The following is a 16688-nucleotide window of genomic DNA, read 5'->3' on the forward strand; positions in this document are numbered from 1 at the left end:
CTAAATATCGGAAAAAAACGTAGGAATCGAGGTAATAGTAGCCAGACGATACACTTTGGCACGCTTTGATGAATAGTTATCTGCGTGCAGCCCTTGCCAATGGCCCCGGGGAGATTAAGCTGGGCGCCGTTTTCGCCTATCGGAGTGCCCTTATGTCCCCTCGTTTGCCGCTGATCCTGCTGCTGTTGACCGTGCCGTTATGGCTGGCCGCCAGTTATGGCGCCCGTTATGGGTTCATGGAAGATGGGCAGTGGGTGGGCATCTGCGCTGACGACGCCAGCCGTTGGGAATGCCAGTTGCGCGCCAATCTGGGGTTGATGATTCACTTTCGGGTGTTGGGCTGGGCTGCGTTGGTCACGTCGGTACTGGCGTTTTTTGTGCCAGGTCGTGCCGGATGGGGCTTGGCGGTGCTGGGGTTGGCGTTCGGGATTCCGGCGTTGGCGTTGTACAACACCAATTTTGCGGTGTTTGCGTTGGTGATTGCCGGGTTGCGGTTGGTCAGGAAATTTCGGGCTGCCTGATAGGGCCAATGGCGAGCAAGCTCGCTCCCACATTTTGATCTGTGAACACATTCAAATGTGGGAGCGGGATTGCTCGCGATAGCAATCTCAAGCCTTGCGCACCCGCAGGCAACGCCACAGGGCAACAACCATCAACCCACTGACCAATGCCCAGCCCAACGCTTGCTGGTTCATCAGCCCTTCTTGGTAAAGCTGCGGCGCAATGCCGGCACCGATGATGAAGGCCAGCAGGGCAATTTCCCGGCGTGGCCCGGTAACAGGGCGCAGCAGGTAGACCAGTGCTGGCAGCAGTAGGGCTGCACTGGGGAAGCTGCGGTAGCGCGGGTCGAACACCAGCGCCAGCATCATGACCGCCGCGGCGAATCCGGCAAATGCTATCAGCCAGCCAGCGCGTTGCTCCAGCCAGGCAAAGGCCCGCTCGCGCCAGCCCTGGCGAGCGCTCAAGGCCAGGGCGGCGTGTGCCAGCACCAACAGGTTCAATGCCAGCAGCAGTGCTGCCCAGATCCATTCATCGGTGAAGCGTGCGGTCAACCGGGTCAGTTCGGCCCAACTGCCAATCGAACCGGCGGCCACTGCGCCGAGTAACGGCAGCAGCAGGGCAGAGCGGGTCGTGCGCACACGCCCGCCGAGCACCAGGGTACCCAGCAGGATCAACCCGCCAACGCCCAGCCACACCGGCCAGTACGGCACGTTGGTGACCGGGCCGGCCAGAATGCCCTTGTCCTGGCGATCGGCATCAAACAGTCCCCAGTAGCCGCCAACCGCACCTTCGCTGGCGCGTTTCCATGGCTGGTCAAAGGCTTCGATCAGGTTGTAGTGCCAGCCATTGGCTTCGGCCATGGCGACAAAGCCGCGAATGAACTTCGCTTCGTTGACCCGGCTCGGCACGGCGGTTTCGCGCTGGCGGCCTTCGCTGGGCCAGCCGGTCTCGCCAATCATCACGTCCTTGGGCGCAAAGCGGTTACCGAAGGTCTGGCGGATATCACCGACGTGGCGCAGGGCCTGATCAATGCCCGCCGGGTCATCTTCCCAGTACGGCAGCAGGTGGATGGTCAGGAAATCCACTGCCGGGGCGATCTCCGGGTGTTGCAGCCAGAACTCCCAGACGTCGGCGTAGGTGACCGGCTGCTGGATCTGGCTTTTGACCTTCGCGATCAGCTTCACCAACTGCGTGGCGGTGATTTCCTTGCGTAGCAGGGCTTCATTGCCGACGATCACCGACGTGACCACGTCGGGGTTGGCATTGGCCGAGGCGATCAGCAGGTCGACTTCCTTGGCGTTGTCCACCGGGTTGCTGTTGATCCAGGCGCCGATCATCAACTTCAGGCCGTGCTTGCGCGCCAGGTCAGGCAGGGCTTCGAGGCCGGTCATGGAGTAGGTGCGGATGCACTCAAAACGCGTGGCCAGCAGTGCCAGGTCGGCGTCCATGCGCTCGGGGCGCAGTTTGAACGGCTGGTCGAAGGGCGATTGGTCCTTGTCGAATGGCGTGTAGGACGCGCATTGCAGCTTGTGGCTGGCGCTGGCCACATCCGGCAGCACCACCGGCTGGCCAAGGCCGTACCAGTAGCCGCCGAGTGCAAACAGGCCGAGCAGCAAGGCAAATACATAAGGCAGGAAGGGGAAGCGGGCAGTCGCGGTCATGGTCAGGCCGTGTGGGAGCAAAGCCGCGCATCTTACCTGTATTTGCCGGTTTCCAGTGGGGCCGCATAATTTTGACATGCAAAGTTCGGGCGGAATTTTGACGGAATTTCCTACAGTTCGTCCTGCTGGCAACTTGATGTCGTTTCTTGCTTACCCGAGGTCGCAGTCAGAGCAGGTCGCCAGGGGCGGCGGGTTGATGATCGAACAGCACCATAGAACAACAGGTTGACGTCGCTCGGCATCCGTCGGGCGCAGCACTTTCGGGGATGCACTATGAAGATGCGACGACTCTTGGGCGCAGCTGCCACGTTGGTAGTTGCGATGGGTTCCACGCTGGCCAGCGCCGACAGCAAGACCCTGAGCATCGGTTATGTGGACGGTTGGTCGGACAGCGTTGCCACCACCCATGTGGCAGCTGAAGTGATCAAGCAAAAGCTCGGCTATGACGTGAAGCTGCAAGCGGTCGCCACCGGGATCATGTGGCAGGGCGTGGCCACTGGCAAACTCGACGCGATGCTCTCGGCCTGGCTGCCGGTGACTCACGGCGAGTATTGGACCAAGAACAAGGACAAAGTGGTCGACTACGGCCCCAACTTCAAGGATGCGAAGATCGGTTTGATCGTACCGGAGTACGTCAAGGCCAAGTCCATCGAGGACTTGAAGACCGACACCACCTTCAAGAACAAAATCGTTGGCATCGATGCCGGTTCAGGCGTGATGCTCAAGACTGACGAAGCCATCAAGCAATACGGCCTGGACTACAAGCTGCAAGCCAGCTCCGGCGCAGCCATGATCGCCGAATTGACTCGCGCCGAAGACAAACAGGATTCCATCGCGGTAACTGGCTGGGTGCCACATTGGATGTTCGCCAAGTGGAAACTGCGCTTCCTTGATGATCCAAAAGGCATTTATGGTGCTGCCGAGACCGTCAACAGCATCGGCAGCAAGGGCCTGGAAAAGAAAGCCCCGGAAGTCGCGGCGTTCCTGAAGAAATTCCAGTGGGCCTCCAAGGACGAAATCGGCGAAGTCATGCTGGCGATCCAGGAAGGTGCCAAGCCTGATGTGGCGGCCAAGGATTGGGTGGCCAAGCACCCTGAGCGTGTGGCCGAGTGGACTGCCAAATAATCGGATAAACCTGTAGGAGCGAGCTTGCTCGCGAAGAACGCAAAGACGCCGCAATCCTCCAGGGTGTGCGCGTTATCGTTGACGTTTTTCGCGAGCAAGCTCGCTCCTACAATTGTTTCTGGCGCGCCGTAAACCCTCGCTACACGGGTTCTAAGACTAAGGTCGTCTGGAACCTCTCCCGCAGCCGCATACAGTGGATATGTTCCAATAATAAAAAAGCTGTGCTGCGAGGATAAAAACAATGAACGACAGCATTTACCTCTCGATTCAAAACAGCCCGCGCTTCAAGGAGCTGGTCAGTAAAAGGGAAAAGTTCGCCTGGATTCTCTCGGCGATCATGCTTGGGCTGTACTCCGGATTCATCCTGTTGATTGCCTATGGACCACAAGTTCTGGGAGCCAAGATCAGCCCTGAATCGTCCATAACCTGGGGAATCCCGATCGGGATCGGCCTGATTGTCTCGGCCTTTGTGCTCACAGGCATCTATGTGCGACGCGCCAACGGCGAATTCGACGACCTGAACAATGCGATTCTCAAGGAGGCTGCGCAATGATCCGTCGTCTATTGGCTGTATTCGGCGCTTCGCTGTTTGCTCCTGCCGTTTGGGCGGCGGACGCATTGACGGGTGAAGTGCACAAGCAACCGTTGAATGTCGCGGCTATCGTGATGTTTGTCGCCTTCGTCGGCGCTACCTTGTGCATTACCTATTGGGCGTCCAAACGTAACAATTCGGCGGCTGACTACTATGCGGCCGGCGGCAAGATCACCGGTTTCCAGAACGGCCTGGCGATTGCCGGCGACTACATGTCGGCGGCATCTTTCCTGGGGATTTCCGCGCTGGTATTCACCTCTGGCTACGATGGCCTGATCTACTCGATCGGCTTCCTGGTGGGCTGGCCGATCATTCTGTTCCTGATCGCCGAGCGCCTGCGTAACCTGGGCAAGTACACCTTCGCTGACGTGGCGTCCTATCGCCTCGGGCAGACCCAGATCCGCAGCCTGTCGGCCTGTGGTTCGCTGGTGGTGGTGGCGTTCTACCTGATCGCGCAGATGGTTGGCGCGGGCAAGCTGATCCAGCTGCTGTTCGGCCTTGATTACCATGTTGCGGTGATCCTGGTGGGTATCCTGATGTGCCTCTATGTCTTGTTCGGCGGCATGCTGGCAACCACGTGGGTACAGATCATCAAGGCAGTGTTGCTGCTGTCCGGTGCTTCGTTCATGGCGCTGATGGTGATGAAACACGTCAACTTCGACTTCAACATGCTGTTCTCCGAGGCGATCAAGGTTCACCCTAAAGGTGAGGCGATCATGAGCCCCGGCGGCCTGGTGAAAGACCCGATTTCGGCGTTCTCCCTCGGCCTGGCCCTGATGTTCGGTACCGCTGGCCTGCCACACATCCTGATGCGCTTCTTCACCGTGAGTGACGCTAAAGAAGCCCGCAAGAGCGTGCTGTATGCCACAGGCTTCATCGGCTACTTCTATATCCTGACCTTTATCATCGGCTTCGGCGCGATTCTGCTGGTCAGCACCAACCCGGCGTTCAAGGATGCAGCAGGCGCTCTGTTGGGCGGCAACAACATGGCGGCGGTGCACCTGGCCAATGCGGTGGGCGGCAGTATCTTCCTGGGCTTCATCTCGGCCGTGGCGTTTGCCACCATCCTGGCAGTGGTTGCCGGTCTGACCCTGGCGGGTGCTTCGGCGGTGTCCCATGACCTGTATGCCAGCGTGATCAAGAAAGGCAAGGCCAACGAGAAGGATGAGATTCGCGTCTCGAAAATCACCACCATCGCCCTGGCTGTCCTGGCGATTGGCTTGGGTATCCTGTTCGAAAGCCAGAACATTGCGTTTATGGTCGGCCTGGCATTCTCCATCGCGGCCAGCTGTAACTTCCCGGTGCTGCTGCTTTCCATGTACTGGAAAAACCTCACCACCCGTGGCGCAATGATTGGCGGTTGGCTGGGCCTGGTCAGTGCCGTAGGCCTGATGATCCTTGGCCCGACCATCTGGGTCTCGATCCTGCACCATGAAAAGGCGATCTTCCCGTACGAGTACCCGGCGTTGTTCTCGATGATCATTGCGTTCGTCGGTATCTGGTTTTTCTCCATCACCGACAAATCGGCGGCGGCGGTGAAAGAGCGTGCGCTGTACTTCCCGCAGTTTGTGCGTTCACAGACTGGTCTGGGGGCGAGCGGGGCGGTTAATCACTAAGGTTGTCGCTCAATAAGAAATGCCCCGGTCGAAAGGCCGGGGCATTTTTTTTGCCTGGGGTTCTGTGTTGCCTGGGGTATTGCTTTCGCGAGCAAGCCCGCTCCCACAGTTGACCGCATTTCAAAGGATGTACACGGTCAACTGTGGGAGCGGGCTTGCTCGCGAAAACGGTAGGTCAGGCAGCACAAACAAAAACGGCCTCCACTAAGGGAGGCCGTTCTCAATGCAACTAAGCAGTTGAATGCTTACTTGCGGTCTTCCAGCTTGGTAATGTCACGCGACTCGTAGCCGGTGTACAGCTGGCGCGGGCGGCCAATCTTGTACGGGCTGGAGAGCATTTCTTTCCAGTGGGAGATCCAGCCCACGGTCCGCGCCAGGGCGAAGATCACGGTGAACATGCTGGTTGGAATGCCGATCGCCTTGAGGATGATCCCCGAGTAGAAGTCGACGTTCGGGTACAGCGAGCGTTCGATGAAGTACGGGTCGGTCAGCGCGATCTCTTCCAGGCGCATGGCCAGTTCGAGTTGCGGATCGTTGTTGATGCCCAGTTCCTTCAACACTTCGTCGCAGGTCTGCTTCATTACGGTGGCGCGTGGGTCGCGGTTCTTGTAGACCCGGTGACCGAAGCCCATCAACTTGAACGGATCGTTCTTGTCCTTGGCCTTGGCGATGAACTTGTCGATGTTGGACACATCGCCGATTTCATCGAGCATGGTCAATACGGCTTCGTTCGCACCGCCGTGGGCAGGGCCCCACAGAGCAGCGATACCGGCGGCGATACAGGCGAACGGGTTGGCACCCGAAGAACCTGCCAGGCGTACGGTGGACGTCGAGGCGTTCTGTTCGTGGTCGGCATGGAGGATGAAGATCCGATCCATGGCCTTGGCCAGCACCGGGCTGATCGGTTTGATCTCGCACGGGGTGTTGAACATCATGTGCAGGAAGTTTTCCGCGTACGTCAGGTCGTTGCGCGGGTACATCATGGGCTGGCCCATGGAGTACTTGTAAACCATTGCGGCCAGGGTTGGCATCTTGGCAACCAGGCGGATCGCGGAGATTTCGCGATGCTGCGGGTTATTGATGTCCAGGGAGTCGTGATAGAAGGCCGACAGGGCGCCGACTACGCCGCACATGACGGCCATCGGGTGGGCGTCGCGACGGAAGCCGTTGAAGAAAGTCTTCAACTGCTCATGAACCATGGTGTGGTTCTTCACGGTGCTGACAAACTGGGCCTTTTGCTCAGCTGTTGGCAATTCGCCATTTAGCAGCAGGTAGCAGGTTTCCAGGTAGTCCGATTTCTCGGCCAGTTGTTCGATCGGGTAGCCGCGATGTAGCAGAATGCCATTATCGCCATCGATATAGGTAATCTTCGACTCGCAAGAGGCGGTCGACATGAAGCCAGGGTCGAAAGTGAAACGGCCCGTGGCCGTCAGGCCCCGTACGTCGATAACATCGGGACCAACGGTGCCGGTTAAAATGGGCAGCTCGACGGGGGCTGCGCCCTCGATGATCAACTGCGCTTTTTTGTCAGCCATGTGGCCTCCTATTTATGCTTCAAATCATCAGACAGACCCCCCACGCAGGGCCCGCACCACTATATTGATATAAATCCAGATGTCAATTTGCCTAAAGTCTTGCCCCAGAAGGCTTTAACCGTACTTTTTCCTCGAAATTGCCTGCCGTTTACGCCTTTTATCCCGTCAGCGCAATCAGCTATTAGGGTGAGGAGCGCGCGTTGTCATTAGTAGCCTAACTGTCTATACTCGGCCACCGACCGCCAAGGGCTTTTGGGCTTGCTTTCATTGGGGGTCGCACTCCCTGGGTGGTGCTTACCTGACCAGTGCACTCCCCAACAACTTTGCCCTGATTGTTAGGGGCTCTTCAGTGTGAAAAAAAGCCGTGAATAGCCAACGACCTGTAAACCTAGACCTAAGGACCATCAAACTCCCCATCACCGGCGTTACGTCGTTCCTGCACCGTGTTTCCGGCATCATCCTGTTCCTGGGCTTGGGCATCATGCTTTATGCATTGAGCAAATCCCTGGGTTCCGAGGAAGGATACGCCGAGGTGAAGGCATGCTTGACCAGCCCGCTGGCCAAGTTCGTAGCATGGGGCCTCCTGTCCGCTCTGCTGTATCACCTGGTAGCCGGTGTGCGCCACTTGATCATGGACATGGGCATCGGTGAGACGCTGGAAGGCGGCCGCCTGGGCTCGAAAATCATCATCGCCATTTCCGTGGTGCTGATCGTTCTGGCAGGAGTTTGGATATGGTAACCAGCGTTACGAACCTTTCGCGTTCGGGCCTCTATGACTGGATGGCGCAGCGTGTGTCTGCGGTCGTTCTCGCGGCTTATTTCATTTTCCTGATCGGGTACCTCGTTGCAAACCCTGGCATTGGCTACGCCCAATGGCATGGTCTGTTCTCCCACAACGGGATGCGTATCTTCAGTCTGCTCGCCCTTGTGGCCCTGGGCGCTCACGCCTGGGTCGGCATGTGGACCATCGCGACCGACTACCTGACGCCGATGGCGCTGGGCAAGTCCGCGACTGCAGTACGTTTCCTTTTCCAGGCAGTATGCGGCGTCGCGATGTTCGCTTACTTCGTCTGGGGTGTGCAGATTCTCTGGGGTATCTGATTCATGGCTAACATTCCAACGATTTCTTTTGACGCCATCATTATTGGTGGCGGCGGCGCCGGCATGCGCGCCGCGCTGCAGCTGGCCCAGGGCGGTCACAAGACGGCCGTGATCACCAAGGTGTTCCCGACCCGTTCCCACACCGTATCGGCCCAGGGTGGCATCACCTGCGCCATCGCATCTGCTGACCCGAACGATGACTGGCGCTGGCACATGTACGATACCGTCAAGGGTTCCGACTACATCGGTGACCAGGACGCTATCGAGTACATGTGTCAGGAAGGCCCGGCCGCGGTGTTCGAACTGGACCACATGGGTCTGCCGTTCTCCCGTACCGAGCAAGGTCGTATCTACCAGCGTCCATTCGGCGGCCAGTCCAAGGACTACGGCAAAGGCGGCCAGGCTGCACGTACCTGCGCAGCATCCGACCGTACCGGTCACGCCCTGCTGCACACCCTTTATCAGGGTAACCTGAAAGCCGGCACCACGTTCCTGAACGAGTACTACGCGGTAGACCTGGTCAAGAACGCGCAAGGCGAGTTCGTCGGTGTGATCGCGATCTGCATCGAAACCGGTGAAACCACCTACATCCGCGCCAAGGCTACCGTTCTGGCGACTGGCGGTGCAGGTCGTATCTACGCGTCGACCACCAACGCCCTGATCAACACCGGCGACGGCGTTGGCATGGCCCTGCGTGCTGGCGTACCGGTGCAAGACATCGAAATGTGGCAGTTCCACCCAACCGGCATCGCCGGCGCCGGTGTACTGGTTACAGAAGGGTGCCGTGGTGAAGGTGGTTACCTGATCAACAAGCACGGCGAGCGTTTCATGGAGCGTTATGCTCCGAACGCCAAGGACCTTGCTGGTCGTGACGTGGTTGCCCGTTCGATGGTTAAAGAAATCATCGCTGGCAACGGTTGCGGTCCGAACGGCGACCACGTGATGCTGAAGCTTGATCACCTGGGTGAGGAAGTGCTGCATAGCCGCCTGCCAGGTATCTGCGAACTGTCCAAGACTTTCGCACACGTTGACCCGGTGGTTGCTCCGGTTCCAGTAGTTCCAACTTGCCACTATATGATGGGCGGCGTGCCGACCAACATTCACGGCCAGGCAATCACCCAGAACGCCGAAGGCGTGGACGAGATCATTCATGGTCTGTTCGCGGTAGGCGAAGTGGCTTGCGTATCGGTTCACGGTGCCAACCGCCTGGGCGGCAACTCGCTGCTCGACCTGGTGGTATTCGGTCGTGCTGCCGGCCTGCACCTGGAAAAAGCCCTGACCGACGGCATCGAATACGATGACGCCACCGACGCCAACATTGAAGCTGCCCTGGCGCGTCTGAACGCGCTGAACGAGCGCACTGATGGCGAAGATGTGGCAACCCTGCGTCGCGAGCTGCAAAACTGCATGCAGAACTACTTCGGTGTATTCCGTACTGGCGAATACATGCAGAAGGGTATTGCCCAGCTGGCTGACCTGCGCAAGCGGATTGCCAACGTCAAGATCAACGATAAGAGCCAGGCGTTCAACACCGCTCGTATCGAAGCCCTTGAGCTGCAAAACCTGCTGGAAGTGGCTGAAGCGACTGCGATTGCCGCCGAGGTTCGTAAAGAATCCCGTGGTGCCCACGCTCGTGAAGACTTTGAAGATCGCGATGACGAAAACTGGTTGTGCCACACCCTGTACTTCCCGGGTGACAAGCGTGTAACCAAGCGTGCCGTGAACTTCTCGCCGAAGACGGTTCCGACGTTTGAACCGAAGATTCGGACTTACTAAGGGTGGCTGCCATGTTGAAAGTCAGTGTTTATCGCTACAACCCTGATCAGGACGCCGCGCCGTTCATGCAGGAATTTGAGGTCGATACCGGTGGTAAAGACCTGATGGTGCTGGATGTGCTGGCCCTGATCAAAGAGCAGGACGAAGGTTTCTCCTATCGTCGCTCTTGCCGTGAAGGTGTCTGTGGTTCCGACGGTATGAACATCAACGGCAAAAACGGCCTGGCTTGCGTCACGCCGCTGTCTGCCGTGGTCAAGAAGGGCAAGCTCGTTGTACGTCCGCTGCCAGGTTTGCCGGTTATCCGTGACCTGGTCGTCGATATGAGCATCTTCTACAAGCAATACGAGAAGGTTAAGCCATTCCTGCAGAACGACACGCCGGCTCCGGCCATCGAGCGTCTGCAGTCCCCGGAAGAGCGCGAGAAGCTCGACGGTCTGTACGAGTGCATCCTGTGCGCTTGCTGCTCGACCTCTTGCCCGTCCTTCTGGTGGAACCCGGACAAGTTCCTGGGTCCAGCTGCACTGCTGCAAGCCTATCGCTTCCTGGCAGACAGCCGTGACACCAAGACGTCCGAGCGTCTGGCTTCACTGGATGACCCGTTCAGCGTATTCCGCTGCCGCGGGATCATGAACTGCGTCAACGTATGTCCTAAAGGCCTGAACCCGACTAAGGCCATTGGTCACATCCGTAACATGCTGCTGCAGAGCGGCGTGTAAGACGTTGTAGCAAAAGCAGGACCGTTGTGCCCGTAAATGCTACGGCGCAGGCTTCAACCGGCGCCGTAGTTTTAACTTGAGCAGCGACTTACAAAGCCGCAGCTCTTATTTTGAAGAAATGAGACAAGCAGGGGCATTCGGGTTGGTACCCGAACTATCAGCGTGATCCTAAGTGGCTTGTTTTGGTCGCTGCACTTGGCCTTTTGCAAGCAAACTCGGTGTTTTCGCCGGTGGTGTCCCCAAATCGAGGGTGACCAAGCATGCAAGAAAGCGTGATGCAGCGCATGTGGAACAGCGGCTATCTTTCAGGTGGTAACGCTGCCTATGTGGAAGAGCTTTATGAGCTCTACCTGCACGACCCTAACGCTGTGCCAGAAGAATGGCGCACCAAATTTCAGACGTTGTCTTCAGACGGCAACGCTGCCACCGATGTATCGCATGCAACAATTCGCGATCAATTTGTGCTGCTGGCAAAGAACCAGCGCCGCGCCCAACCGGTTTCCGCCGGGAGCGTGAGCAGTGAGCACGAGAAGAAGCAAGTTGAAGTATTGCGACTGATCCAGGCCTACCGTATGCGTGGCCACCAGGCAGCCCAGCTTGACCCGCTGGGGCTGTGGCAGCGTCCTGCACCTGCAGACCTGTCGATCAATCACTACGGCTTGACCAATGCCGATCTTGATACGACCTTCCGTGCCGGCGACCTGTTCATCGGCAAAGAGGAAGCGAGCCTACGCGAAATTCACGAAGCGTTGCAGCAGACATATTGCCGCACCATCGGCGCTGAATTCACGCACATCACCGATTCCGAGCAGCGCCACTGGTTCCAGCATCGCCTTGAAGGCGTGCGTGGGCGTCCGGTGCTGTCCGCCGATGTGCGCGGTCACCTGCTTGAGCGCGTAACCGCTGCCGAAGGCCTTGAGAAATACCTGGGCACCAAATACCCGGGCACCAAGCGTTTCGGCCTGGAAGGCGGCGAAAGCCTGATTCCGATGCTCGACGAGTTGATCCAGCGTTCCGGTTCCTACGGCACCAAGGAAATCGTGATCGGCATGGCTCACCGTGGTCGCCTGAACGTGTTGGTCAACACCTTCGGCAAGAACCCGCGCGAGCTGTTCGACGAGTTCGAAGGCAAGAAGAAGGTCGAGCTGGGTTCCGGTGACGTTAAATACCACCAGGGCTTCTCGTCCAACGTGATGACCACCGGCGGTGAAGTTCACCTGGCCATGGCGTTCAACCCATCCCACCTGGAAATCGTTTCTCCAGTGGTCGAGGGTTCTGTACGTGCTCGCCAGGATCGTCGCAACGATTCCACCGGTGAGAAGGTCCTGCCGATTTCCATCCACGGTGACGCGGCATTCGCCGGTCAAGGCGTGGTCCTGGAAACGTTCCAGATGTCGCAGACCCGCGGCTTCAAGACCGGCGGTACGATCCACATCGTCATCAACAACCAGGTGGGCTTCACCATCAGCAACCCGCTGGACGCGCGCTCTACCGAGTACGCGACCGACGTTGCCAAGATGATCCAGGCGCCGATCCTCCATGTGAATGGGGATGATCCGGAAGCCGTGTTGTTCGTGACCCAACTGGCCATTGACTACCGCATGCAGTTCAAGCGTGACGTGGTCATCGACCTGGTCTGCTACCGCCGTCGCGGTCACAACGAAGCGGATGAGCCGAGCGGCACCCAACCGTTGATGTACCAGCAGATCTCCAAGCAGCGCACCACCCGTGAGCTGTACGCCGAAAGCCTGACCAAGGCCGGCGTGCTGGATGAAGCGCGTGTTCAGGCGAAAATCGATGAATACCGCAACGCGCTGGACAACGGTCTGCATGTAGTAAAAAGCCTGGTCAAAGAACCGAACAAAGAGCTGTTCGTGGACTGGCGTCCATACCTGGGCCACGCCTGGACTGCGCGTCACGACACCTCGTTCGATCTGAAGACCCTGCAGGAACTGTCCGCCAAGCTGCTGGAAATTCCGGATGGCTTCGTGGTGCAGCGCCAGGTTGCGAAGATCTACGAAGACCGTCAGAAGATGCAAGCCGGCGGCCTGCCGATCAACTGGGGTTATGCCGAAACCATGGCATACGCGACCCTGGCGTTCGAAGGTCACCCGATCCGCATGACCGGCCAGGACATTGGCCGTGGTACGTTCTCGCACCGTCACGCGGTATTGCACAACCAGAAAGACGCGGGGACCTACATCCCGCTGCAGCACTTGTACGAAGGTCAGCCACGTTTCGACCTGTACGATTCGTTCCTGTCTGAAGAAGCCGTACTGGCGTTCGAATACGGTTACTCGACCACTACGCCAAACGCGTTGGTGATCTGGGAAGCCCAGTTCGGCGACTTCGCCAACGGTGCCCAGGTGGTTATCGACCAGTTCATCACCAGCGGCGAGCACAAGTGGGGCCGCCTGTGCGGTCTGACCATGTTGCTGCCACACGGTTATGAAGGTCAGGGTCCGGAGCACTCCTCGGCCCGTCTGGAGCGTTACCTGCAATTGTGCGCCGAGCACAACATCCAGGTGTGCGTGCCGACTACCCCGGCCCAGATCTACCACTTGCTGCGTCGCCAGGTGATCCGCCCGCTGCGCAAGCCGCTGGTAGTGTTGACCCCGAAATCGCTGTTGCGTCACAAATTGGCCATCTCGACCCTGGAAGATCTGGCCGATGGTTCGTTCCAGACCGTTATTCCGGAAATCGACACCCTGGACGCGGCCAAGGTCACTCGCCTGATCCTGTGCAGCGGCAAGGTTTACTACGACTTGCTGGAAAAACGTCGTGCCGAAGGCCGCGAAGACATCGCCATCGTGCGTATCGAGCAGCTTTACCCGTTCCCGGAAGATGACCTGATGGAGGCCATTGCGCCTTACACCAACCTCACCAATGTGGTGTGGTGTCAGGAAGAACCGATGAACCAGGGCGCGTGGTACAGCAGCCAGCATCACCTGCGTCGCAGCATCGGCAACCACAACAAGGCCCTGGGCCTGGAGTACGCCGGTCGTGATGCTTCTGCTGCACCTGCTTGTGGTTATGCATCGATGCACGCCGAGCAGCAGGAAAAACTGCTGCAAGATGCTTTCACTGTTTAACGCCTTCGCGCTGACTGAAACCGAATTTTAAGGACCCACAGATAATGGCTATCGAAATCAAAGCCCCGTCATTCCCGGAATCGGTTGCCGATGGCACCGTTGCCACCTGGCACAAGAAACCAGGTGAGGCCGTCAAGCGTGACGACCTGATCGTCGACATCGAGACCGACAAGGTTGTACTGGAAGTGTTGGCCGAAGCCGACGGCGTCCTGGGCGCCATCATTGCTGAAGAGGGCGCTACCGTCCTGTCCAACCAGGTACTGGGTTCGATCGAAGCGGGCAGTGCTGCTGCCGCCGCTCCAGCCGCCGCTGCTGCTCCGGCTGCCGCACCTGCTGCTGCCGCTCCGGCCGCGGGTGGTGAAGATCCAATCGCTGCACCGGCTGCGCGTCAGTTGGCTGAAGAAAACGGCATCAACCTGGCTTCCATCAAGGGCACCGGCAAAGACGGCCGTGTGACCAAGGAAGACGTGGTTGCCGCTGTTGAAGCCAAGAAAAACGCCCCGGCTGCCGCACCTGCCAAGGCTGCTGCCCCGGCTGCCGCTGCTCCTGTGTTCGCTGCTGGCGACCGCACCGAGAAGCGCGTACCGATGACCCGCGTGCGTGCCACCGTGGCCAAGCGCCTGGTTGAAGCACAGTCGAACATGGCGATGCTGACCACTTTCAACGAAGTCGACATGACTGAAGTCATGGCCCTGCGTTCGAAGTACAAGGATCTGTTCGAGAAGTCCCACAACGGCGTACGCCTGGGCTTCATGTCGTTCTTCGTGAAAGCGGCCACCGAAGCACTCAAGCGCTTCCCGGCAGTCAACGCTTCCATCGACGGCAGCGACATCGTCTACCACGGCTATGCGGACGTCGGCGTTGCCGTCTCCAGCGACCGTGGCCTGGTGGTACCGGTCCTGCGTAACGCCGAGCTGATGAGCCTGGCTGAAATCGAAGGCGGCATCGCCGGCTTCGGCAAGAAGGCCCGTGACGGCAAGCTGACCATCGACGAGATGACCGGCGGTACCTTCACGATCACCAACGGTGGTACTTTCGGTTCGATGATGTCGACCCCGATCGTCAACCCGCCGCAAGCTGCGATCCTGGGCATGCACAACATCATCCAGCGTCCGATGGCCATCAATGGCCAGGTCGTGATTCGTCCGATGATGTACCTGGCACTGTCCTACGATCACCGCCTGATCGATGGTAAAGAAGCCGTGACTTTCCTGGTGACCATCAAGAACCTGCTGGAAGATCCAGCTCGTCTGCTGCTGGATATCTGATAAAGCGGCCGTGAGCTGCAAGTTTCAAGCTGCAAGCAATTGCAGCCTGGCTTGTGGCTCGGGCTTGAAGCTTTTTTGCTAAAGAGGATTTTTTTTCATGTCGCAGAAATTTGACGTTGTAGTGATTGGTGCGGGCCCTGGCGGCTACGTTGCCGCCATCAAGGCCGCTCAACTGGGCCTCTCGACTGCTTGCATCGAAAAATACACCGACAAGGAAGGCAAACTGGCGCTGGGCGGTACCTGCCTGAACGTTGGCTGCATTCCTTCCAAGGCGCTGCTGGACAGCTCCTGGAAATTCCACGAAGCCCAGGACGGTTTTGCCATCCACGGCATCAACCACGCTGGCGTGACCATGGACGTGCCAGCAATGGTCGGCCGCAAGGCCAACATCGTCAAAGGCCTGACCTCTGGCGTTGCTACCCTGTTCAAGGCCAATGGCGTCACTTCCCTGCAAGGTCACGGCAAACTGCTGGCCGGCAAGAAAGTTGAAATCACCAAGCCAGACGGTTCGACCGAAATCATCGAAGCCGAGAACGTGATCCTGGCTCCAGGTTCGCGTCCGATCGACATTCCACCGGCTCCAGTTGACCAGAACGTGATCGTTGATTCGACCGGCGCCCTGGAATTCCAATCGGTACCAAAACGCCTGGGCGTGATCGGCGCTGGCGTGATCGGCCTGGAACTGGGTTCCGTCTGGTCCCGCCTGGGTTCCGAAGTGACCGTGCTGGAAGCCCTGGACACGTTCCTGCTGGCTGCCGACACTGCGGTGTCCAAAGAAGCGCTGAAAACCCTGACCAAACAAGGTCTGGACATCAAGCTGGGCGCACGCGTGACCGGTTCGAAAGTCAACGGCGAAGAAGTGGTCGTGACCTACACCGACAAGGATGGCGAGCAGACCATCACTTTCGACAAGCTGATTGTTGCCGTTGGTCGCCGTCCAGTGACCACTGATCTGTTGGCAGCTGACAGCGGCGTGACCATCGACGAGCGTGGCTTTGTCCATGTCGACGATCACTGCGCTACCACCGTTCCTGGCGTCTACGCCATCGGTGACGTGGTTCGCGGCATGATGCTGGCGCACAAGGCATCCGAAGAAGGCATCATGGTGGTTGAGCGCATCAAAGGTCACAAGACCCAGATGAACTACGACCTGATCCCTTCGGTTATCTACACCCACCCGGAAATCGCATGGGTCGGCAAGAACGAACAGCAGTTGAAAGCTGAAGGCGTTGAAGTTAACGTCGGCACCTTCCCGTTTGCCGCTTCTGGCCGTGCCATGGCAGCAAACGACACTGGCGGTTTTGTCAAAGTCATCGCTGATGCCAAGACTGACCGCGTATTGGGCGTCCACGTGATTGGCCCAAGCGCTGCAGAACTGGTTCAGCAAGGCGCTATCGGTATGGAATTCGGCACCAGTGCCGAAGACCTGGGCATGATGGTCTTCTCCCATCCGACCCTGTCCGAAGCGTTGCACGAAGCAGCGTTGGCTGTGAATGGCGGCGCCATCCACATCGCCAACCGCAAGAAGCGCTAAGCGAGATAATAAGAAACCACGGCGGAGTTGCCCGTCGTGAGCCTTGCGCGCAAGACTCACCGCGGAATATCCGCTGGACGCAGTCTTGCGCAGCTTTGCCGGCCTTAGGGCGATGAAGCTGGGCAAGCAGCAGTCACAGGTGGCGCGGCACTCATAATGAGCGCAGCGCCG

The 16688-nt window shown here is 58.5% G+C and carries 13 protein-coding genes; 11 read left to right on the top strand and 2 right to left on the bottom strand.

The window, feature by feature from the left end; translation table 11 throughout:
• Window positions 1-152 precede the first annotated feature (152 nt).
• Window positions 153-521 carry a hypothetical protein gene (locus BFQ03_RS15580; protein WP_032859161.1) on the top strand — a complete coding sequence of 123 codons (369 nt, stop codon included), beginning with the start codon at window positions 153-155 and terminating at the stop codon, window positions 519-521.
• Window positions 522-608: 87 nt separating this feature from the next.
• On the opposite strand, the gene BFQ03_RS15585 is transcribed toward BFQ03_RS15580, so the two are convergent.
• Window positions 609-2162 (bottom strand): glycoside hydrolase family 17 protein, encoded by a 1554-nt coding sequence (locus tag BFQ03_RS15585; protein WP_032859162.1) that lies wholly within the window; start codon window positions 2160-2162, stop codon window positions 609-611.
• 273 nt (window positions 2163-2435) lie between these two features.
• Here BFQ03_RS15585 and BFQ03_RS15590 point away from each other — a divergent pair, with 273 nt between their 5' ends.
• The 3 genes from BFQ03_RS15590 (at window position 2436) to BFQ03_RS15600 (ending at window position 5495) form a co-directional block, all read left to right on the top strand.
• Window positions 2436-3287 carry a glycine betaine ABC transporter substrate-binding protein gene (locus tag BFQ03_RS15590; protein ID WP_032859165.1) on the top strand — a complete coding sequence of 284 codons (852 nt, stop codon included), beginning with the start codon at window positions 2436-2438 and terminating at the stop codon, window positions 3285-3287.
• 241 nt (window positions 3288-3528) lie between these two features.
• Window positions 3529-3840, top strand: coding sequence for a DUF485 domain-containing protein (locus BFQ03_RS15595; RefSeq protein WP_032859167.1), 312 nt, complete (start codon window positions 3529-3531; stop codon window positions 3838-3840).
• Window positions 3837-5495: a cation acetate symporter gene (locus BFQ03_RS15600; RefSeq protein ID WP_032859168.1), complete on the top strand. Its 1659-nt coding sequence runs from the start codon at window positions 3837-3839 to the stop codon at window positions 5493-5495. Before BFQ03_RS15595 ends, BFQ03_RS15600 begins: the two co-directional genes overlap by 4 nt.
• A 245-nt stretch (window positions 5496-5740) precedes the next feature.
• Here BFQ03_RS15600 and gltA read toward each other — a convergent pair whose 3' ends face one another.
• Window positions 5741-7030 carry a citrate synthase gene (gltA, locus tag BFQ03_RS15605; protein WP_003222994.1) on the bottom strand — a complete coding sequence of 430 codons (1290 nt, stop codon included), beginning with the start codon at window positions 7028-7030 and terminating at the stop codon, window positions 5741-5743.
• Between the two features lie 364 nt (window positions 7031-7394).
• Between gltA and sdhC the strand changes: the two genes are divergently transcribed.
• The 7 genes from sdhC to lpdA all read left to right on the top strand — a co-directional run bounded on the left by sdhC (window position 7395) and on the right by lpdA (window position 16517).
• Window positions 7395-7769 (top strand): succinate dehydrogenase, cytochrome b556 subunit, encoded by a 375-nt coding sequence (gene sdhC, locus BFQ03_RS15610; RefSeq protein ID WP_003172804.1) that lies wholly within the window; start codon window positions 7395-7397, stop codon window positions 7767-7769.
• Window positions 7763-8131, top strand: coding sequence for a succinate dehydrogenase, hydrophobic membrane anchor protein (sdhD, locus tag BFQ03_RS15615; RefSeq protein WP_029292670.1), 369 nt, complete (start codon window positions 7763-7765; stop codon window positions 8129-8131). The genes sdhC and sdhD overlap by 7 nt, the downstream gene beginning before the upstream one ends.
• Before the next feature lie 3 nt (window positions 8132-8134).
• The gene (gene sdhA, locus BFQ03_RS15620; RefSeq protein WP_032859173.1) at window positions 8135-9907 is read left to right on the top strand and encodes a succinate dehydrogenase flavoprotein subunit; all 1773 of its coding nucleotides are present in this window, start codon (window positions 8135-8137) and stop codon (window positions 9905-9907) included.
• Window positions 9908-9918: 11 nt separating this feature from the next.
• A complete protein-coding gene (locus BFQ03_RS15625; RefSeq protein ID WP_029292674.1) occupies window positions 9919-10623 on the top strand; it encodes a succinate dehydrogenase iron-sulfur subunit in 705 nt (234 codons plus the stop codon).
• 260 nt (window positions 10624-10883) lie between these two features.
• The gene (locus BFQ03_RS15630) at window positions 10884-13715 is read left to right on the top strand and encodes a 2-oxoglutarate dehydrogenase E1 component (protein ID WP_032859176.1); all 2832 of its coding nucleotides are present in this window, start codon (window positions 10884-10886) and stop codon (window positions 13713-13715) included.
• A 44-nt stretch (window positions 13716-13759) separates the two neighbouring features.
• On the top strand, window positions 13760-14983 hold the full coding sequence (odhB, locus tag BFQ03_RS15635; protein WP_032859178.1) for a 2-oxoglutarate dehydrogenase complex dihydrolipoyllysine-residue succinyltransferase: 1224 nt from the start codon (window positions 13760-13762) through the stop codon (window positions 14981-14983).
• Between the two features lie 97 nt (window positions 14984-15080).
• Window positions 15081-16517, top strand: a complete 1437-nt coding sequence (lpdA, locus tag BFQ03_RS15640) for a dihydrolipoyl dehydrogenase (RefSeq protein ID WP_032859179.1) — start codon at window positions 15081-15083, stop codon at window positions 16515-16517.
• Window positions 16518-16688: the final 171 nt, after the last annotated feature.

The organism is Pseudomonas sp. 25 R 14, from assembly GCF_900004755.1.
Taxonomy (GTDB): domain Bacteria; phylum Pseudomonadota; class Gammaproteobacteria; order Pseudomonadales; family Pseudomonadaceae; genus Aquipseudomonas; species Aquipseudomonas brenneri.